Annotated in this window: 16 protein-coding genes; 8 read left to right on the top strand and 8 right to left on the bottom strand. The window is 60.8% G+C overall.

What is annotated here, in order from left to right:
• Positions 1–60: 60 nt before the first annotated feature.
• The 3 genes from M5G17_RS21180 to uvrD form a co-directional block, all read right to left on the bottom strand.
• Positions 61–468, bottom strand: a complete 408-nt coding sequence (locus M5G17_RS21180) for an SMI1/KNR4 family protein (RefSeq protein ID WP_273894841.1) — start codon at positions 466–468, stop codon at positions 61–63.
• Positions 469–579: 111 nt separating this feature from the next.
• A complete protein-coding gene (locus tag M5G17_RS21175; RefSeq protein ID WP_273894840.1) occupies positions 580–1431 on the bottom strand; it encodes a Tim44 domain-containing protein in 852 nt (283 codons plus the stop codon).
• Between the two features lie 197 nt (positions 1432–1628).
• A complete protein-coding gene (gene uvrD, locus M5G17_RS21170; RefSeq protein WP_273894839.1) occupies positions 1629–3812 on the bottom strand; it encodes a DNA helicase II in 2184 nt (727 codons plus the stop codon).
• A 224-nt stretch (positions 3813–4036) separates the two neighbouring features.
• Between uvrD and M5G17_RS21165 the strand changes: the two genes are divergently transcribed.
• Positions 4037–6907, top strand: a complete 2871-nt coding sequence (locus M5G17_RS21165) for an EAL domain-containing protein (RefSeq protein WP_273894838.1) — start codon at positions 4037–4039, stop codon at positions 6905–6907.
• Here M5G17_RS21165 and zwf read toward each other — a convergent pair.
• Positions 6904–8346: a glucose-6-phosphate dehydrogenase gene (gene zwf / locus M5G17_RS21160; protein WP_273894837.1), complete on the bottom strand. Its 1443-nt coding sequence runs from the start codon at positions 8344–8346 to the stop codon at positions 6904–6906. The two genes, M5G17_RS21165 and zwf, sit on opposite strands and share 4 nt — an antisense overlap.
• A 104-nt stretch (positions 8347–8450) precedes the next feature.
• On the opposite strand from zwf, the gene hexR reads away from it, so the two are divergent.
• The gene (hexR, locus tag M5G17_RS21155) at positions 8451–9317 is read left to right on the top strand and encodes a transcriptional regulator HexR (RefSeq protein ID WP_116551232.1); all 867 of its coding nucleotides are present in this window, start codon (positions 8451–8453) and stop codon (positions 9315–9317) included.
• Positions 9318–9422: 105 nt separating this feature from the next.
• Positions 9423–9641 (top strand): PA3496 family putative envelope integrity protein, encoded by a 219-nt coding sequence (locus M5G17_RS21150; protein ID WP_273894836.1) that lies wholly within the window; start codon positions 9423–9425, stop codon positions 9639–9641.
• Here M5G17_RS21150 and M5G17_RS21145 read toward each other — a convergent pair.
• Complete coding sequence (locus M5G17_RS21145; protein WP_273894835.1) at positions 9583–10530, bottom strand: LysR family transcriptional regulator; 948 nt, start codon at positions 10528–10530, stop codon at positions 9583–9585. The two genes, M5G17_RS21150 and M5G17_RS21145, sit on opposite strands and share 59 nt — an antisense overlap.
• 203 nt (positions 10531–10733) lie before the next feature.
• On the opposite strand from M5G17_RS21145, the gene M5G17_RS21140 reads away from it, so the two are divergent.
• The 4 genes from M5G17_RS21140 (at position 10734) to M5G17_RS21125 (ending at position 15790) form a co-directional block, all read left to right on the top strand.
• On the top strand, positions 10734–12149 hold the full coding sequence (locus M5G17_RS21140; RefSeq protein ID WP_273894834.1) for an acetyl-CoA carboxylase biotin carboxylase subunit: 1416 nt from the start codon (positions 10734–10736) through the stop codon (positions 12147–12149).
• Between the two features lie 10 nt (positions 12150–12159).
• Positions 12160–13968 (top strand): sodium-extruding oxaloacetate decarboxylase subunit alpha, encoded by a 1809-nt coding sequence (gene oadA, locus M5G17_RS21135; protein ID WP_273894833.1) that lies wholly within the window; start codon positions 12160–12162, stop codon positions 13966–13968.
• 218 nt (positions 13969–14186) lie between these two features.
• The gene (locus tag M5G17_RS21130; RefSeq protein WP_273894832.1) at positions 14187–15515 is read left to right on the top strand and encodes a type II toxin-antitoxin system HipA family toxin; all 1329 of its coding nucleotides are present in this window, start codon (positions 14187–14189) and stop codon (positions 15513–15515) included.
• Positions 15512–15790 carry a helix-turn-helix domain-containing protein gene (locus M5G17_RS21125; protein ID WP_130262085.1) on the top strand — a complete coding sequence of 93 codons (279 nt, stop codon included), beginning with the start codon at positions 15512–15514 and terminating at the stop codon, positions 15788–15790. The genes M5G17_RS21130 and M5G17_RS21125 overlap by 4 nt, the downstream gene beginning before the upstream one ends.
• Positions 15791–15810: 20 nt before the next feature.
• Here M5G17_RS21125 and M5G17_RS21120 read toward each other — a convergent pair whose 3' ends face one another.
• From M5G17_RS21120 to M5G17_RS21110, 3 genes are read right to left on the bottom strand one after another with little or no spacing between them, the layout of a single operon-like run.
• Entirely contained in the window at positions 15811–16485 is a 675-nt protein-coding gene (locus tag M5G17_RS21120; protein ID WP_273894831.1) for a GNAT family N-acetyltransferase, read from the bottom strand.
• Between the two features lie 16 nt (positions 16486–16501).
• A complete protein-coding gene (locus M5G17_RS21115; RefSeq protein WP_273894830.1) occupies positions 16502–16948 on the bottom strand; it encodes a GNAT family N-acetyltransferase in 447 nt (148 codons plus the stop codon).
• Between the two features lie 12 nt (positions 16949–16960).
• The gene (locus M5G17_RS21110) at positions 16961–17590 is read right to left on the bottom strand and encodes an FMN-binding negative transcriptional regulator (RefSeq protein WP_273894829.1); all 630 of its coding nucleotides are present in this window, start codon (positions 17588–17590) and stop codon (positions 16961–16963) included.
• Between the two features lie 90 nt (positions 17591–17680).
• On the opposite strand from M5G17_RS21110, the gene pdxR reads away from it, so the two are divergent.
• A complete protein-coding gene (gene pdxR / locus M5G17_RS21105) occupies positions 17681–19210 on the top strand; it encodes a MocR-like pyridoxine biosynthesis transcription factor PdxR (protein WP_273894828.1) in 1530 nt (509 codons plus the stop codon).
• Positions 19211–19212 lie beyond the last annotated feature (2 nt).

Here is a 19212-nt window from a genome sequence, read left to right as displayed (position 1 = left end):
CGTGGCGATTCTACGAACATTAATAGCCAAGAGCCATTATTTTGTGCAGTTATTTCTCATTCAGCTTTCCAGCCAGACGTCCCGCGCCCAGTGCCAGACCGATTCCCAGCTCTCTTCAGTAACGACCTCTTCTTCACCGGACCACAGCACCACGGTGCCATCTTCTTCGACGCAGTAGTAGTCGTCGCCGTCCTGGCAGATCGGAATCAGGTCGCGCGGTACACCGGCGTCCCAGGCATTGGCCGCCACGTCCGGCAAGTAGGTATGCGACTGAGGGTCGGTGACGGTGACCGGCTCCAGGCTGCCATAGACCACATCGCTGACCGTCAGCAGGAATTCCTTGAAGACGAACGGAATGTTGATGAACAACTCTTCTTCGATTTCGACCAGTTGGTCTTCGTCCGGCAACTCCAGCGGCACCGGTACCGGTTCATTGGCTTCTCGGAGCTGTTCGATGACTTCTTCCACGGTTCTATCCTCTAACCTTTACGACACGCTGCGCGTTATACCCTAGTAGCCCGTTGCGCTAAAAGCAAAACCCCGGGACAAGCCCGGGGTTTTTTGTGCAATGCCTCAAGATCAGCCGTTCTGACGGATCCCGGCGACCAGCCAAGGCTGGTTTTCGCCCGGCGCACGTTCCATGTTCCAGCTTTCGCTGAATACTTCGCCCTGGTCAAAGCGCGAGGTTTTCGATACGCCGCTGAAGGTCAGGGTGGCGATGGTTTTGTCGGCGCGGTCGTCGACACCTTCAAGCTGAACGTTCAGGTCGTCGATGTAGGTGGACTGGAACGCATCGCCCAGATCAGCACGTTCCTGCTTGAGGAACTGCAGCATCTGTGGCGTGACGAACTCGGCGATCTTGTCCATTTCGTTGGCGTCCCAGTGCTGCTGCAGCGACTGGAAGTGGTTGCGGGCAGCGGCTAGGAAGCTTTGCTCGTTGAACCAGGCCGGGGCGTTGATGACCGGACGGGAAGCGGCAGGCGCGGCGGAGCCACCGAAGATCGACGGCTGGGCCGGCTGTGGGTGCGCTTCACGCTGGAATGGCGCGTGACCGGCGGCGGCCATTTGTGGCTGCTGCTTGCGGCGCCGGGCGGCGATGAAGCGGAACACCAGGAAGGCGATTACCGCCATGATCAGGATGTCGAAGATCTGCATGCCATCGAAGCCATCACCCATGAACATGGAGGCCAGCAGGCCACCGGCGGCGAGGCCGGCCAGAGGGCCTAGCCAACGCGAAGCACCGCTGGCGGCGGCAGGTGCGCGACCTGGCGCGGTGGGCGAGGCGGCCGGAGTGGTCGGGGCTGCCTGACGGGTCTGGTGGATCGGCGCGGTGCCTGAACTTTTGCCGCCGCCCATGCGTTTGGCGTTGGCGTCGAGGCTCATCGTCAGGCCGATGCACAACGCCAAGGCGATGCTAAGAAAACGTTGCATAGAAGGGTATTCCCGTTTTGTGGATTGCACGCGCGTCATGGTGCACAGGTTGTAGGACACATGACCAGCGCCATAGTGTTTCCGGCTTTTGCCTGATTTATCCGATTACGCTGTAGGAGCGGGCTTGCCCCGCGATGCAATCTGACTTGCAGGTCGCAATTCGCGGGACAAGCCCGCTCCCACAGGATTTCTCTGCGTTACAGGGCTTCTAGTTTGGCGTAGCCAAGCATCAGCCACTTGCTGCCTTCGGCGAAATTGACCTGGACCCGGGCCTGGGCGCCGGAGCCTTCGAAGTTGAGGATGACACCCTCACCGAATACCGCATGTTGCACGCGCTGGCCCAGGTTGAAGGCGGTCTGCGGGATGTTGGCGTTGGCGAACAGGCTGCTCGAGTTCTGCTGCTGGCCAGAGCCGAACGGGCGGCTGACGCTGTTGGACAAGCGTACTTCCTGAACCAGGCCGGCCGGAATCTCACGGACGAAACGCGAGACCTTGTTGTAAGTCTCGCTGCCGTACAGCCTGCGGGTTTCGGCAAAGGTCATCACCAGTTGCTGCATGGCGCGGGTGATGCCAACGTAGGCCAGGCGGCGTTCTTCTTCCAGGCGGCCGGGCTCTTCCAGGCTCATTTTGTGCGGGAACAGGCCTTCTTCCATGCCGACCAGGAACACGTGGGGGAACTCCAGGCCCTTGGCGCTGTGCAAGGTCATCAGCTGAATGCTGTCTTCGTGCTCGTCGGCCTGGGCATCGCCGGCTTCCAGCGAAGCGTGGCCGAGGAAGGCGGCCAATGGCGACAGTTCGGCGTCTTCTTCGCTGTTTTCGAAGTTGCGCGCGGCGCTGACCAATTCCTCAAGGTTTTCTACCCGGGCCTGGCCTTTTTCGCCTTTTTCTTCCTGGTGATAGATGATCAGCCCGGACTGCTCAATGACGGTCTGGGTCATCAGGTGCAGGGGCATTTCCAGGACTTTGGCAGTGAGGTTCTCGATCATTTCCATGAACGCAGCCAAGGCACTGGCGGCGCGACCCTTGAGCGCCTTGTTGGCGATCAGCAGGTTCATCGACTCCCACATCGAGACCTGGGCATGGCGCGCGTGTTCACGAATCGCTTCGACGGTTTTTTCGCCGATGCCACGCGGCGGCACGTTGATCACCCGCTCAAGGGCCGCGTCGTTGCCTCGGCCTTCGAGCAGGCGCAGGTAGGCCATGGCGTTCTTGATTTCAGCGCGTTCGAAGAAGCGCTGGCCGCCATAGATGCGGTAAGGGATACGTTCGCGTAGCAGCGCTTCTTCCAGCACCCGCGACTGGGCGTTGGAGCGATAAAGGATGGCGATATCGCTGCGGGCCAGGCCGGTCTTGAGCGCACTTTCGATGCTCTCGACCACATAACGGGCTTCGTCGTGTTCGTTGAAGGCGGCGTACAGGCTCAGCGGCTCGCCCTCGCCACCGTCGGTCCACAGCTCTTTGCCCAGGCGCCCGCTGTTGTTGGCGATCAGGGCGTTGGCCGCTTTGAGGATGCCAGCGGTGGAGCGGTAGTTCTGCTCCAGGCGGATCAGCTCGGCGTCGGGAAAGTCGGCGGTGTACTGATGGATGTTTTCGATCTTGGCGCCGCGCCAGCCGTAAATCGACTGGTCATCGTCGCCGACCACCATCAGGCTGTCGCCACCCTTGGCCAGTAGCCGCAGCCAGGCGTACTGCACGGCGTTGGTATCCTGGAACTCGTCGACCAGCACGTGGCGAAAGCGCCGCTGGTAGTGTTCGAGCAGGCCCGGGTGGTCGCGCCACAGGTCCAGGGCGCGCAGCAGCAGCTCGGAGAAGTCGATGACGCCGGCGCGTTGGCAGGCCGCCTCGTAGGCTTCATAGATGCTGCGCATGGTGCCCAGGAACAGGTCGCCACTGGTCTGGATGTGTTGCGGGCGCAGGCCTTCGTCCTTCTGGCCGTTGATGAACCACTGCGCCTGGCGCGCCGGCCAGCGTTGTTCATCCAGGCCCAGCTCGCGGATCACCCGCTTGACCAAGCGTTGCTGGTCGTCGCTGTCGAGGATCTGGAAGTTCTGGTTCAGCCCGGCTTCTTGCCAGTGCGCACGCAACAGGCGGTGTGCCAGGCCGTGAAAGGTGCCTACCCACATACCGGCCGGGTTGATGCCCATCAGCTGTTCGATGCGCTGGCGCATCTCGGCCGCGGCCTTGTTGGTGAAGGTCACCGAGAGGATCGAGTGCGGCGAGGCCTGCACGACCTGGATCAACCAGGCGATGCGGTGCACCAGCACACGGGTTTTACCGGAGCCGGCACCGGCCAGGACCAATTGACGACCAACCGGCGCAGCTACAGCCTGGCGTTGGGCATCGTTGAGAGAGTTCAACAGGAGAGAGAGATCATCGCGCATCCGGCCATTTTAGGGGGGCAGGCGACCCTTGGGCAAATATACAGTAGAAAAAAACGGGTGCTGACGACCGGCCGGTCATCGGCTGCAGGCCAAGGCTTGCGTGCTTGAGCGCCTGCTGTCGGGAAATACGATGAAATATTTATGATCCAGAGCAGTTTGGCCCGGGGGCTTGCTTGTGTATGCTCCGTGCACGTTTAAGGCTAACCATTACAAGAACACTGCCTATGACACTCGGTTCCGACTCCGTGAGCGCTCCTGCCCAAGCGCGCCGGAGTATTCGCAAACACTTCGCCACCCAACTGGCTGTCGAGCGCACCCGCCTGCTGTACCAAGGCTCGTTGCTGCCGACCTTGTTCATGCTGCTCAACGGCCTGGTCTGTGCCTGGTTGCTTTGGAGCCCGGCACGCTACCTGCTGGTCAGCGTATGGATCGTCTGGCTGATGGCCCTGGTAGCCATGCGCGTGATTCAGGTGGCCGCCTTTGACGCTGCCATGCCGGATCGACAGGCCCAGCCCAGTTGGTGGCGAATGTTCCTGCTGGGTTCGGCCTTCAGCGGCTTGACCCTGGCCAGCGCGGCGATCGCCCTGGTGCCTGTGGATAACTTTGTGCAGCAGGCCTGGGTGTTTGGCTTGCTGGGGGCGGCGACGTTATCGGCCAGCGTAGCGTATGCAGTCAGCCTCCCGGCCTTCCTGAGTTTTACCTTGCCCTGCCTGCTGCCGCCGATCGCTTTCCTTTTCTGGAATGGTGATGAACAGCAGCGTGGCTGGGGTTGGCTTGGCCTGATTCTGTTGGCCGCTTTGTCGGTGGTGGCCTGGCAGGTCAATCGGTTGATCGAGCGCGGGCTGTTGCGACGTTTTCAGAACCAAGATTTGATTGAGCACCTGCAGGCCGCGCAAAGCCGTAGCGAGCGCCTCAATCAGGCCTTGGCCCAGGAGGTCGAGCAGCGTCGGCTGATCGAGGAGCAGCTACGCGAGGCCCAGGTTGGCCTGGAGTCGCGGGTGGCCCAGCGCAGCCAGGAACTGGATGTGGCCAACCAGGCCTTGAGCAAGAGCGAACAGCGTCTGGCCCTGGCCCTGGAAGCCAGCGAACTGGGGCTGTGGGACTGGAACCTGGAAACGGACGAGATCCACCACACTCAATTGCGTGAGCTGTTTGGTCTGGAGCCTGAACAGGTCCAGGAGATGCTCGCGCACCTCAAGCCACGCCTGCATCCCGATGACGTGCCGCTACTCAAGCGTACCCTGGTCGAGCACCTCAAGGGCCGCAGCGAGGACTATCGCATCGATTACCGGGTGCGCCACCGCCAGGGCCATTGGTGCTGGATCGAGGACCGTGGCCGGGCCGTGGAGCGCAGTGCCAATGGTCGCGTGTTGCGCATGCTCGGCACCCGCCGCGAGATCAGCGCGCAAAAAGCCCAGGAAGAGCAGCAGCGCCTGGCCGCGACGGTGTTCGAGGCCGCCAGCGAAGGCATCGTGATTCTCGACCCGGACTACGTGTTGCTGGCGGTCAATCAGGCCTTCTGCCGGGTGACCGGCTACGACCGCGAAGAGCTGCTCCAGGGCCAACTGCTGGAACTGCCGTGCAGTCGCGATGCCCGCCGGCATTCTCAAGCGATCGAGATTGCCCTGGAGCAACAGGGCGGCTGGCAGGGTGAGCTGGTCGAGGCGCGCAAGAATGGCGAGCTTTATCCTCAGTGGCTACAGCTCAATGGCGTGCGCGATGCGCGGGGTAACCTGACCAGCATCGTCGGCTTCTTTACCGACCTGTCGGCACGCCGCGAGTCCGAAGAGCGTCTGCGCTACCTGGCCCACTATGACGAGTTGACCGGCCTGGCCAACCGCGCGTTGTTCCGCCTGCGTCTGCACGAAGCCGGCCAGCGCTTGCGTCAGAGCGGGCGCGGCCTGGCTTTGCTGCACATCGACCTGGACCGTTTCAAGCTGCTCAACGACAGCCTTGGCCACGAAGTCGCTGACCACTTGCTCAAGCAGATGGCCCAGCGCATCAGCAATGCCATGCCCGAGGCCGATACGGTGGCGCGGCTTTCCGGCGACGAATTCGCCGTGCTGTTCGATGCCTACAGCAACCTGTCCAGCCTGGTGCGGGTGGCCAGCCGCCTGCTCGACAAACTGCGTGTGCCACTGCGGGTCGATGGCCATGAACTGGTGATCAGCGCCTCGGTGGGCATCAGCCTGCTGGCTGACACATCACGGGATGTCACGGTGCTGGTTAGTCAGGCCAACACCGCCATGCAGCATGCCAAGCACCTGGGAGGGGACAACTTCCAGTTCTACACCGAGAGCCTGCAGGCCAGTACTTTGCAGCGCCTGCAACTGGAAAACCACCTGCGCAAGGCCATCGAAGAGCGCCAGTTGCAGGTTTACTACCAGCCCAAGCTGTGCCTGGCCAGTGGCCGCCTGCACGCCGCCGAGGCGCTGGTGCGCTGGCAACATCCACAATGGGGCATGGTGCCACCGTCCGATTTCATTGGCCTTGCCGAAGAAACCGGGCTGATTGCGCCGATGGGTGAATTCGTCTTGCGGCAGGCCTGTTGGCAGGCCTGTGAGTGGCAGCGCATGGGCCTTGAACCGATCCGCGTGTCGGTCAACCTGTCGGTTTACCAATTGCGCCAAGGCAAACTGGTCAGCCTGGTGCGTCAGGTGCTCGATGAAAGTGGCCTGGCGCCGCACCTGCTGGAGCTGGAGCTTACCGAAAGCCAGTTGCTCGACAGCGTCGAACACATCATTGCCACCTTCCGCCAGTTGCATGAGCTGGGAGTGAAGCTGGCCATTGATGATTTCGGTACCGGATATTCCTCGCTCAGCTACCTCAAGCGCTTCCCGGTGGACTACGTGAAAATCGATCAGGCCTTCATCCGCGGCCTGAGCGAGGGCAGCGAAGATGCGGCGATCACCCGGGCAATCATCGCCATGGCCCAGAGCCTCGACCTGCAGGTGGTCGCCGAAGGCGTGGAAACCCGCGAACAGCTGGATTTCCTGCGCAAGCAAGGTTGCAACGAAGTGCAGGGCTACCTGATCAGCCGGCCGGTTCCGGCACAAGAGCTGGCCGGGTTGCTGGCCAGTCGCTACACCTTCTAGAGATGCCAGGCACGCCCCTGGTGTGCCAGTAGGCTGTGGGCCTGGTCCGGGCCGTTGCTGCCGGCGTGGTAAGGCCGCGGTGCCTGGAAATGCTCCTGCCAGCCTGTCAGGATCGGGTCGATCCAGGCCCAGGCCGCCTCGACTTCGTCACGGCGCATGAACAGCGTCGAGTCGCCTTCGAGCACATCCAGTAGTAGCCGTTCATAGGCGTCCCAGCGGCGAGTCTGGCCAAACACCTGGGCCAGGTTCAGGTTCAGCTCCACCGGTTCCAGGCGCATGCCTTTACCTGGGGTCTTGGTCATCATTTGCAGGCTGATCCGTTCATCGGGCTGCAGCTGGATCAGCAACTGGTTGGCCTGGTCGCCCTCGAACAGGCGGTGCGGTACAGGTTTGAACTGGATGACAATTTGCGACGAGCGTTTGGCCAGGCGCTTGCCGGTGCGCAGGTAGAAGGGCACTCCGGCCCAGCGCCAGTTGTTGATGTGCGCTTCAACGGCGACGAAGGTCTCGGTATCGCTGTCGTTGTCGACATCTTTCTCGAAGTAGTAAGCCGGTACTTCCTGGCCGCCGATTTTGCCGGCGCTGTATTGGCCACGCACGGTCTTGTCCTGCACATCCTGATCGGTGATCGGTTGCAGGGCCTTGAGGATCTTCACTTTCTCGTCACGCACCGCTTCGGCCTCGAACTGCGCCGGCGGCTCCATGGCTACCAGGCAGAGCAACTGCAGCAGATGGTTCTGCAGCATGTCACGGGTAGCGCCGGCACGGTCGTAGTAGGCGCCGCGGTTCTCGACCCCGAGGGTCTCGCAAACGCTGATCTGCACATGGTCGATCTGGTTGTTGCGCCACACTGGCTCGAGCAGGGCATTGGCAAAGCGCAGGGCCATGAGGTTCTGCACTGTTTCTTTGCCCAGGTAGTGGTCGATGCGAAATACCTGCGATTCGGCGAAAACGGCGCCAAAGGCCTCGTTGATTGCCGTGGCCGACTCCAGCGAATGGCCGATGGGTTTTTCCAGCACGATGCGCGCATCGTGGTCGGCCAGCCCGGCAATTTTCAGGTGGTTGGCAATCGGTACGAACAGGTTGGGGGCGGTGGCCAGGTAGTAGATTCGGGTAAGGCCGCCCGCTTCGCCGAGAAACCGCGCCAGGCGGACGAAGTCGGCGCTTTGCGAGGCGTCCATGGGGAAGTAGTCCAGCCGCGCCGAGAAGCGTGCCCAGACCTCCTCGTCGAAGTCGGCCTGGGCGATCTGCGCCCGGCAGCGGCGTTCGGCAAGCTTGAGGAATTCGCTGCGCGGCAGATTGCTGCGGGCCAGCGCAATAATGCGTACGGCGGCGTGCAGGCGAGCCTCGCGATACAGGTGGTAGAGCGCCGGAAGCAGTTTGTGCAGGGCCAGGTCACCGGTGCCGCCGAACACCATGATGTCGCAAGGGATAGTCAATACCACCACTCTCCTAGTTCGTTTAGCTGGGCGGGTCGCCGGTCATGTAGTATAACTACAAGAAAGCTACAACCCGGTCAGTCGATCATAACCGAGTCCTGCCCTTGAATCTGTTGCAACACATCGCCCAGTCGCGCCATCTGCTACGCAAATCGGAACTAAAGGTTGCCGATCACGTGCTGCTAGATCCTGCAGCCGTCATGCATAGCTCCATGGCTGACCTTGCCCACAGCGTCGGCATCAGTGAGCCGACTATCGTGCGTTTTTGCCGTGCGATCGGTTGTTCCGGTTTCCAGGACCTCAAGCTCAAGCTGGCCCAGAGTCTGGCGGCGGGTGCGAGTTTCGGCCAGTTCGCCATTCATGAAGACGACTCGGTTGCCGACTACAGCCTGAAGATTTTCGACACTACCCTGCATACCCTGATGGAAGTGCGCGAGCACCTCGATGCACAGGCCTTGCAGCGTGCCGTGACCGCCATGGCCCAGGCCCAGCGCGTCGAGTTCTACGGTTTTGGTGCTTCCGGCGCGGTCGCCGCCGATGCTCAGCACAAGTTCTTCCGCCTGTTGCTGACCGCTGCGGCCTACTCCGATCCACACATGCAGGCAATGTCGGCGGTAACCCTCAAGCCTGGCGACGTGGCCATCTGCATTTCCCAGTCGGGGCGTTCCAAGGACCTGCTGATCACTGCCAACCTGGTGCGTGAAAGCGGCGCTACGCTGATCACCCTGTGCCCGAGCCAGACACCACTGGCGGAGCTGTCGACCGTCAACCTGGCCATCGATGTGCACGAAGACACCGAAATCTACACCCCGCTGACTTCGCGTATCGCCCACCTGGTGGTGATCGACGTGCTGGCCATGGGCGTTGCCATGGCCCGCGGCCCGAGCTTGGTCAATCACCTGAAAAGCGTCAAACGCAGCTTGCGCAGCCTGCGCTTGTCGCCCAAGTCGATCAAGGCGATGGACGACTGATCAAGCCCGTTCCCACAGGTTCATCGATTTGTCATTGCCGCGCCGCCAAACCGTAATGCTATGAGGTCAGGCTGAAACTCCCGCACTCGAAAAGGGAGATATGCAATGGCTCGTGAATTCGATGGCTCGTACCAACCCAACGCCAAATCCCGCAAGCAGCAGGAAAAAGACCAGCGCCGCATGGAGTTTCGCCGCGCGATCGAAAGCTACTCCGAGCAGCGCCGCCTGCTGCAGGACATCACCGACTACGCCGACGTGCAGAGCGTCAATGTGTGGCAGGTATCGGCGGCAGAATCCCAGAGAAACGTTCAACAAGCTCGCTGATCTGTGCACGTTCGCTACGAATAAACGCTAAAAACGCCAGGGCCACCGGCGACTGCCGCTTGGCCTTGGATTGCACCACGCACCAGCTGCGGTACAGCGGCAGTTCTTCAACCGGCAGCTCGCGCAACACACCCGTGGCCAGCTCCAGGTTCAGGGCGTGGCGGGTCAGCAGGGCGATGCCCAGGCCGGCAATCACGCACTCACGCTGGGCATCGGCCGAGGCCACTTCCAGCGTCTGGGTGAAGTGCACGCGCTTTTCCTTGAAATACTCCTCGCAGGCCTTGCGCGTCCCCGATCCCTGTTCGCGCACCAGTAAGGTATATGGCTCAAGGTCCTGCAGGCGCAGGTTATCGAGCTTGCACAGCGGGTGATCGGGCGGGGCCACGGCGACAATCGGATTGTTCAGGAACGGCAGGAACTCCAGGCCCATGTCCTGCGGCACCATGGACATGATGATCAGGTCATCGCGGTTGTCCGAGAGGCGACGGATGGCTTGGGCCCGATTGACCACCGTGAGGGTAAGATTGACTTCCGGGTGCAGGCGTTTGAAGGCGGCGAACAGGTGCGGAACGAAGTACTTGGCGCTGGATTCGACCGCCAGCTTCAGTTGCCCCTGCAGTGAGCCCTGCATGTCCGAGAGCTGCATGTCGAGGCTTTCCAGACGTCCGAAGATATCCCGGCTGGCACGCTGCAGTGCTTCTGCGGCTTCGGTCAGGTAGAGCTTCTTGCCGACGTACTCGAACAGCGGTTGGCCGAGCAGTTCTTCCAGTTGGCGGATCTGTAGACTAACGGCGGGTTGCGTCAGGTTCATCTCCTCGGCCGCCCGGCTGTAGGAACGCAAATCACAGACCTCATTGAAGATCTGAAGTTGCCGTAATGTCATACGCATTAATGACTTACGCATTTTTATCAAGCCCCGGAAAAACCTTGTAACAGCACTATAAGCTTTTGCTTATGCACGCCCTAATAAATATTGATTTTTGTTTATCCAGAGACAGCGCTAGGGTAAAGATGCGACTGGCCAGCGACGATTGGTCACGCGCCGACCGGCATTGCCGGCTCGTTTGTTCTAGCGGCCTTGGGAATACTCCAGTGATAAAAAAGATCCTGATCGCCAACCGCGGTGAAATTGCTGTTCGAATCGTGCGCGCCTGCGCCGAGATGGGCATCCGTTCCGTGGCGATCTACTCGGACGCCGACCGCCATGCCTTGCACGTTAAACGTGCCGATGAGGCCCACAGTATTGGAGCCGAGCCTCTGGCCGGTTACCTCAACCCGCGCAAGCTGGTGAACCTGGCTGTGGAAACCGGTTGTGATGCGCTGCATCCCGGTTATGGCTTTTTGTCTGAGAACGCTGAACTTGCGGACATCTGCGCCGAACGTGGAATAAAGTTCATAGGCCCGTCAGCAGAAGTCATTCGTCGCATGGGTGACAAGACCGAAGCCCGTCGCAGCATGATCAAGGCTGGTGTACCGGTGACCCCCGGCACTGAAGGCAACGTCGCCGACATCCACGAAGCCCTGGTGGAGGGCGATCGCATCGGTTATCCGGTGATGCTCAAGGCCACCTCCGGTGGTGGTGGCCGTGGTATTCGCCGCTGCAACAGCCGTGAAGAGCTGGAACAAGCCTTCCCGCGGGTTATCTCCGAAGCCACCAAGGCCTTCGGTTCGGCGGAAGTGTTCCTGGAAAAATGCATCGTCAATCCCAAGCACATCGAGGCGCAAATCCTCGGTGACAGCTTCGGCAACGTCGTGCATTTGTTCGAGCGCGATTGCTCGATCCAGCGGCGTAACCAGAAGCTCATCGAAATTGCCCCAAGCCCGCAGTTGACCCCCGAACAGCGTGCCTATATCGGCGACCTGTCGGTGCGCGCGGCCAAGGCCGTGGGTTACGAGAATGCCGGCACCGTGGAGTTCCTGCTCGCCGATGGCGAGGTGTACTTCATGGAGATGAACACCCGGGTGCAGGTGGAACACACCATCACCGAAGAAATCACCGGCATCGATATCGTCCGCGAGCAGATCCGCATCGCTTCCGGCTTGCCGCTGTCGGTCAAGCAGGAAGACATCCAGCACCGCGGCTTCGCGCTGCAGTTCCGGATCAATGCCGAAGACCCGAAGAACAACTTCCTGCCCAGCTTCGGCAAGATCACCCGCTACTACGCCCCCGGCGGCCCGGGCGTGCGTACCGACACGGCGATCTACACCGGCTACACCATTCCACCGTTCTACGATTCGATGTGCCTGAAACTGGTGGTTTGGGCGCTGACCTGGGAAGAAGCCATGGACCGCGGCCTACGGGCCTTGGACGACATGCGCGTGCAAGGGGTGAAGACCACCGCCGCCTATTACCAGGAAATCCTGCGCAATCCGGAATTTCGCAGCGGTCAGTTCAATACCAGCTTCGTTGAAAGCCATCCGGAACTGACCAACTACTCGATCAAGCGCAAACCCGAAGAGCTGGCCCTGGCCATCGCCGCCGCCATCGCCGCCCACGCAGGCCTGTGAGGAACCCATAATGTCCAAGAAAATCTTTGTAACCGACACAATCCTGCGCGACGCCCACCAGTCCCTGCTGGCCACCCGCATGCGTACCGAAGACATGCTGCCGATCTGCGACAAGCTCGACAAGGTGGGCTACTGGTCGCTGGAAGTCTGGGGCGGCGCCACTTTCGATGCCTGCGTGCGCTTCCTCAAGGAAGACCCGTGGGAGCGCCTGCGCAAACTGCGTGCGGCACTGCCCAACACTCGCCTGCAGATGCTCCTGCGCGGGCAGAACCTGCTTGGCTACCGCCACTACAGCGATGACGTGGTTAAAGCCTTCGTCGCCAAGGCAGCGGTCAACGGCATCGACGTGTTCCGCATCTTCGATGCCATGAACGACGTACGTAACCTGCGCGTGGCCATCGAAGCGGTCAAGGCCGCCGGCAAGCATGCTCAGGGCACCATCGCTTACACCACCAGCCCTGTGCACACCATCGACGCCTTCGTCGCCCAGGCCAAGCAGATGGAAGCCATGGGCTGCGATTCGGTTGCCATCAAGGACATGGCAGGCCTGCTGACGCCGTTCGCCACCGGCGAGCTGGTCAAGGCGCTGAAGGCCGAGCAATCGCTACCGGTGTTCGTGCATTCTCACGACACCGCCGGCCTGGCTGCCATGTGCCAGCTCAAGGCGATCGAAAACGGCGCCGACCACATCGACACCGCGATCTCCAGCTTTGCCTGGGGCACCAGCCATCCGGGTACCGAGTCGATGGTTGCGGCACTCAAGGGCAGTGAATTCGACACCGGCCTGAGCCTGGAGCTGCTGCAGGAAATCGGTCTGTACTTTTACGCGGTGCGTAAGAAGTACCACCAGTTCGAAAGCGAATTCACCGCCGTCGATACTCGCGTGCAAGTCAACCAGGTGCCCGGTGGGATGATTTCCAACCTGGCCAACCAGCTCAAGGAGCAGGGCGCGCTCAATCGGATGAACGAAGTGCTGGCGGAAATCCCGCGGGTGCGTGAAGACCTTGGCTTCCCGCCGCTGGTGACCCCGACCTCGCAGATCGTCGGCACCCAGGCATTCTTCAACGTGCTCGCCGGCGAGCGCTACAAGACCATCACCAACGAGGTGAAGTTGTACCTGCAAGGCGGCTACGGCAAGGCCCCGGGTGTGGTCGACGAAAAACTGCGGCGTCAGGCCATCGGTAGCGAAGAGGTTATCGACGTACGCCCGGCCGACCTGCTCAAGCCGGAAATGACCAAGCTGCGCAACGACATCGGCGCCCTGGCCAAGTCGGAAGAAGACGTTCTGACCTACGCCATGTTCCCGGACATCGGGCGCAAGTTCCTCGAAGAGCGTGAGGCCGGCACCTTGACTCCAGAAGTGCTGCTGCCGATTCCAGAGGCTGGCGCTGTGGCTTCGGCCAGTGGCGAGGGCGTACCGACTGAGTTCGTCATTGATGTGCACGGTGAGACCTACCGTGTGGATATCACCGGTGTTGGCGTCAAGGCCGAAGGTAAAAGGCACTTCTACCTGTCCATCGACGGCATGCCGGAAGAAGTGGTGTTCGAACCGCTCAACGAGTTCGTCGGCGGCGGCAGCAGCAAACGCAAGCAAGCCAGTGCACCGGGTCATGTCAGCACGACGATGCCAGGCAACATCGTTGATGTGCTGGTCAAGGAGGGGGACACGGTCAAAGCCGGTCAGCCGGTGCTGATCACCGAGGCAATGAAAATGGAGACCGAAGTGCAGGCGGCGATCGCTGGCAAGGTCACCGCCATTCATGTGGCCAAGGGTGACCGGGTCAACCCGGGCGAGATTCTGATCGAGATCGAGGGCTGATTTTCAGGCCCTCATCTACAAGCGGTTAACCTCTGGGGGGCGTATGCCTCCCTTTTTTTTGCTCTTCCGTGTGCAGCTTAATGCAATTGCTGGTTAACGGTTTTTTACTATCTGCATTAAAATGCATTATACGTAATCGCTATTGTGCAAAAGTTGCACTATATTGCAGATATGACATGGCTTTTACTTAAGAATATGCACGATATTGCAGGTATCTGATGTTCCCTCTCACAATCCAGCTCTATGCAGATGGCGATTGGCACGACGCAATGTCGCTGAAGTTTGCAGAGCCGATGATGGGTTTCCTAGGACCTTGTGAAATTGCCTACAAGGCTGCCTACATTCGCGCCAATCTGGATGCCTACCAGAGCCCGTTTACCCTGGCGGTCAGCGCGCGCCTGCCGGTGGACTACGACCCGCTTTCCCTGCAGCGTGCGCCGGCGTTCCTGCATGACATTGCGCCCTCGGGGGCTGCCAGACGGTTTCTGCTCAAACACATTGGCAGGCAGAAACCTGCAGGACTCAGCGATGACATGTTCCTGCTGGGGCGAAGCACACCCGCTCCCGTGGGTAACCTGCGAATCAAGGAATCGATGGAGGAACTGGATACCTGTGCCGCAGCAATAGGTTTCAGCCGGAGTGAAGTGGTAACGCGTGACCAGGGATTTCTCGACTACGCCTACGAGCAAGGTGCAGCCATCGGCGGTGCGACAGGAGCAGGAGGTGAAGCGCCCAAGCTGTTGATGACTGAAGGGCGCGATGGGCAACTCTATCCAGATGCTGTGCTGCCTGACGCCGACGCAACCCAGCACTGGTTCGTCAAATTCGCACGCAATCAGGCCTTGCTCAATGACCAGGACATTTTGCGTAGCGAGTACCTCTACTACAAGGCGTTGCAGCAACTTGGCGTGGACACCGTAGCGACAGCGGAGCTTGGGTTTGAGCAGGCCAACAAGCCGAGCCTCTGGATGAAGCGGTTTGACCGGCAAGTGACCGACAGAGGGGTTGAGCGTCGAGCGGTTGAGTCGATTTATTCGCTGGCCGGTGTGACCGAGCCGGGCAGTCGGCTGGAGCATGTAGAGGTCATCAGGTTGTTGGTCAAACTCTGGGTCGAGGCAGGGCAAAAGGCTCAAGTACCGGCCTTGGTTCGCGAGTACCTGCGTCGTGACCTGATCAACAAGACTCTTGGAAACTCAGACAACCATGGACGAAACACCGCGATCATTCGTGAGGCCTCGTCTTTTCGGCTGGCACCGATCTATGACCTGGCGCCCATGGTCATGGATGTCGAAGGTGTGCCGCGTACAACCAAATGGCCAGGCGCTGTAGAGCGCGCAGGGGAGATTGACTGGCGTGGGGCCTGTAACGCTTTGGCTGCCCTGGTTGATCCGCAAGACGCATTTGAGCAGCTTCGCGAGGATGCTCGTCACTTGCTCGCGTTGCCCGATTTACTGGCCGAAACGGGACTTCCGACAGCGACCATGAATCATCCGGCGATCGCTTTGAAAAAATTGCCACAACGCATGAAAGAGTGGGCGCTGCTATGACTGTTTCTATCGATATACGCACGTCGCTCATCGAAGGTGTGCGCACCGCTATTGCTGACGGATCATTGGAGCTTGGCACTGCAGTCAGGCGTTTGCGCGTCGAGGTGGCTGGTTTGCATCAGAGCCAGTTCGCGAGCATGTGTAAGATATCGGTGCGCACACTGATTCAGATTGAGCAGGGGGAAGGTAACCCGACGCTGAAGTCGCTGAATGCGGTCTTTCGCCCATTCGGTTTGCAGATGGGTGTGGTCAAGCGCCAGCGGCAGGTCAGTTAGACGCGGTCGCTGGCACGGCCTCAGGCACTGGTGCGGCACGCTTCCAGTGTTCGCAACTGCCCCTCTGGCCGCTGGTTATCGGGCGCCAACCAGCGCTCGAACCCCGCCGCAATCGCCGGCCACTCATCGTCGGTAATCGAGAACCAGGCCGTGTCGCGGTTACGGTCCTTGATCACCATGTGCTTGCGAAACACCCCTTCGAAGGTAAAGCCAAAGCGCAGCGCAGCGCGCTTGGAGCGGGCGTTGTCGTCGTTGCACTTCCATTCCAGGCGCCTGTTGCTTAGCTCGAACGCCAGTTTGCCGAGCAGGTAGATGGCTTCAGTGCCCTTTGGTGTGCGTTGCATGGCGGCGCCGAAGGCGATGTGGCCAATCTCGATACGACCCTGGTCGGGCACGATCGACATCAGGCTGAGGATGCCCTGGGTCTGGCCGTTTGCCAGGTCAATCACGCTGTAGAACAGTGGGTCGCTGCTGGCGGCGTTGGTATCGAGCCAGTGATCGAAGTCTTCGCGTTCGCTGAACGGACCGTACGCCAGGTAGTCCCACAGTTTGCTGTCGGCTTGGGGGCCTTGGAACACTTCCCAGAGGTCTTCGCTGTCGCGCTTGGGGTCGAGCTTTTCCAGGCGGATGAAGTGCCCGGTCAATGACGCAGGTTGCGGGCGTTTGGCCGGGTGCCAGTTCAATGGATTGCTCATGGGAGGCTCCTCTGGCTTACAGCGGTTTGCGGAACTGGATGAAGCCGGGCCGCTCGGCGACCTGCTCGTACAGGCTGATGGCCGTGGCATTGGTTTCATGGGTCAGCCAGTGCACTTTGGCGCAACCTGCGGCCTTTGCCGTAGCGTAGACGTATTCGATCAACTGGCGGCCGACACCCAGGCCACGTTGCTCACTTTGCACATACAGGTCTTGCAGGTAGCAGGAGTTCTCGATGCTCCAGTTGGAGCGGTGATAGATCCAGTGGACCATGCCCACCGCCTTGCCATCGACCCAGGCCAGCGCGGCGTTGGTCGGTTCATTCGGGTCGAGCATGCGCGTCCAGGTCACGGCGCTGACCTCGTCGGCAATACGGGTTTCGTAGAAGCGCTGATACGCCTGCCACAGCGGCAGCCAGACGCTGTGATCGTCGGCGGTGACGGGACGGAGGGTGACGCTAGACATGGGTGTACTCCTTCAAAGTTGGCCCATCAGGGCGGCCAGTTGGTTGTCCAGGGGATCGCTGCTGCCTGCCAGGCCGTTGCGCACGCCTTCGATGTCGATGGCCGAACGGTTCTGGCTGAGTTTGCGTGTGCCTTGCAGGCGCTCGATGGGCAGGGAGAAGCCGACGATTGCCTTGAGCATGCTGGCCATGTAGTCGGCTGGCGCCTCATCCACCGACCAGGGGTTGGCCTGGTGTTGCTCATGCTGGTCACTCAGGCGCCTGACGATATCCAGCAGCCGTTCGGCGTCGTGAAACACCTCGGCCTTGCCCCAGGCGTGTACGGTCACATAGTTCCAGGTCGGAACTGTGCGCGGGTCGTCAACCTTGCTGGGGTAGTAGCCGGCGCTGACATAAGCATCGGGCCCGGCAAATACCAGTAGCGCCTCGGCGCCGTTGGCCAGGTCCTGCCATTGCTTGTTGGCCCGGGCGAAGTGGCCGTACAGGGTGCCGTTGCTGCCCTGGCCGCGATCCAGCAGCAGTGGCAGGTGGCTGGCCTGCAAACCTTGCTCACCATGGGTGACCAGTACGGCCAGGCGTGTTTGCTCGATCTGCTGATGCAAGCGCTCGAGATCGGTTTCCTTGTGGCTCGAAGGTGTGAACATGTCGATTGTCCTTGGCGAATGGTCCAATCCTAGGCAGGCTATTGGACTAAGGTAAGAGCCATTTCTAGCTAATTTCATAGGTCCATTGCCATGAGTGAGCGCCCCTTCACTTTGCCGTTCGACCCGACAGGTATCGTGCTCGATCGCCGTCAGGGTCTGAGCCGCCAGCTTTATCAGGCCCTGCGCATGCGGGTGCTGGACGGCCGGCTGAGCAGCGGCACACGGCTGCCGGCCAGCCGCGATATGGCGGCGGTACTGGCGCTTTCGCGCAACAGCGTGGTGCGTGCTTATGATCAGTTGTACGCCGAGGGCTATATAGAAAGCCGGGTGGGCGATGGCACCTATGTCAGCCAGTTGCCAAAATTATCCACAAAAGTATCCACAGGGTTATCCCTGGGTTTTTCCACAGGGTTATCCACAAAACCAGTAGAGATAACTGAGGATACATCCAGTAAAGTTATCCACACTGTGCCGTTGAGTCGCCTGGAAAGCCATCACTTACCGCCGCCCAAAAGCGGTCCGCCGCGGGCTTTTCGGGTGGGTTTGCCGGCGTTTGACCTGTTTCCGTTTGAGGTCTGGGCCAAGCTGCAGGCGGGTTTCTGGCGTAATCCCGACCCTGCCGCGCTGGGTTATGGTGATCCGGCTGGTGAGCCGCATCTGCGCGAACTGATCGCTACCTATTTGCGTCGATCCCGCGGGCTTTCCTGCGTGGCTGAACAAATTGTGATCACCAGTGGTGCACAGCAAGCCATCAGCCTTTGTGCACAGCTGCTGCTGGAGCCTGGCGAAGTAGTGGCTGTGGAAAACCCCGGTTACCGAGCCGCCGGCAACGCCTTTGCGCTGACTGGGGCCAAGGTGCAGGGAGTGGGGGTCGACCATGAAGGCCTGGACTGCTCTGCACTTGATGCCGTGGGGCATTGCCGCCTCAGCTATGTGACGCCGTCTCACCAGTACCCGACCGGCGTCACCATGAGCCTGGCCCGGCGCCTGGAGTTGCTGGCCTGGGCCGAGCGCAAGGACGGCTGGATCATCGAGGATGATTATGACGGTGAGTACCGCTATAGCGGCGACCCGCTAGCGCCGCTGGCGGCGTTGGATCGCAACGGCCGGGTGTTGTATGTCGGCACCTTCGGCAAGATCGCCTTTCCGGCGCTGCGCCTGGGCTACCTGGTGCTGCCACGGCAACTGGTCCAGGCCTTTTCCCGCTGCCGGGCGCTGGCCGTACGGCATTCGGAGGTGGGCACCCAGGCAGTGATGGCGCAGTTCATGGCCCAAGGGCACTTTCAGCGGCATATCCGACGCATGCGTCGCGCCGCCTTGAGCCGTCGCAATACCTTGAAAGCGGGTTGGCCGATGGATGTTACCGGTGTCGGGCCGATGCCAGAGGTTGCGGCAGGATTGCATGTGAAAGTCGATGTCGACAGCTACGCCCGTGAGCAGGAATTGATTGCCCGTGCCGAAGCGGTGGGTGTTGAACTCAATGCCCTGAGTGAGTACTGGCTGCCAGAATCGACGGTCCCTGTGGATAAGCGTGCTGGTTTGGTGCTGGGCTTCGCCGCAGTGTGCGAAGCCGCGACTGCCGACGCCCTGGCCCGCTTGCGGCGGGCCTGGCGTCAGTGACG

The sequence above is a fragment of the Pseudomonas rubra genome (assembly GCF_028656935.1).
Lineage (GTDB): Bacteria > Pseudomonadota > Gammaproteobacteria > Pseudomonadales > Pseudomonadaceae > Aquipseudomonas > Aquipseudomonas rubra.
This window is presented reverse-complemented; position numbering and strand designations above follow the sequence as displayed.

What these genes read in the sequence shown, in the direction of transcription:
- M5G17_RS21175 (WP_273894840.1), bottom strand. Translation starts at nt 1,431, where the DNA reads ATGCAACGTTTTCTTAGCATCGCCTTGGCGTTGTGCATCGGCCTGACG.
- uvrD (WP_273894839.1), bottom strand. Translation starts at nt 3,812, where the DNA reads ATGCGCGATGATCTCTCTCTCCTGTTGAACTCTCTCAACGATGCCCAA.
- M5G17_RS21165 (WP_273894838.1), top strand. Translation starts at nt 4,037, where the DNA reads ATGACACTCGGTTCCGACTCCGTGAGCGCTCCTGCCCAAGCGCGCCGG.
- M5G17_RS21150 (WP_273894836.1), top strand. Translation starts at nt 9,423, where the DNA reads ATGGCTCGTGAATTCGATGGCTCGTACCAACCCAACGCCAAATCCCGC.
- M5G17_RS21145 (WP_273894835.1), bottom strand. Translation starts at nt 10,530, where the DNA reads ATGCGTATGACATTACGGCAACTTCAGATCTTCAATGAGGTCTGTGAT.
- oadA (WP_273894833.1), top strand. Translation starts at nt 12,160, where the DNA reads ATGTCCAAGAAAATCTTTGTAACCGACACAATCCTGCGCGACGCCCAC.
- M5G17_RS21130 (WP_273894832.1), top strand. Translation starts at nt 14,187, where the DNA reads ATGTTCCCTCTCACAATCCAGCTCTATGCAGATGGCGATTGGCACGAC.
- M5G17_RS21125 (WP_130262085.1), top strand. Translation starts at nt 15,512, where the DNA reads ATGACTGTTTCTATCGATATACGCACGTCGCTCATCGAAGGTGTGCGC.
- M5G17_RS21120 (WP_273894831.1), bottom strand. Translation starts at nt 16,485, where the DNA reads ATGAGCAATCCATTGAACTGGCACCCGGCCAAACGCCCGCAACCTGCG.
- M5G17_RS21115 (WP_273894830.1), bottom strand. Translation starts at nt 16,948, where the DNA reads ATGTCTAGCGTCACCCTCCGTCCCGTCACCGCCGACGATCACAGCGTC.
- M5G17_RS21110 (WP_273894829.1), bottom strand. Translation starts at nt 17,590, where the DNA reads ATGTTCACACCTTCGAGCCACAAGGAAACCGATCTCGAGCGCTTGCAT.
- pdxR (WP_273894828.1), top strand. Translation starts at nt 17,681, where the DNA reads ATGAGTGAGCGCCCCTTCACTTTGCCGTTCGACCCGACAGGTATCGTG.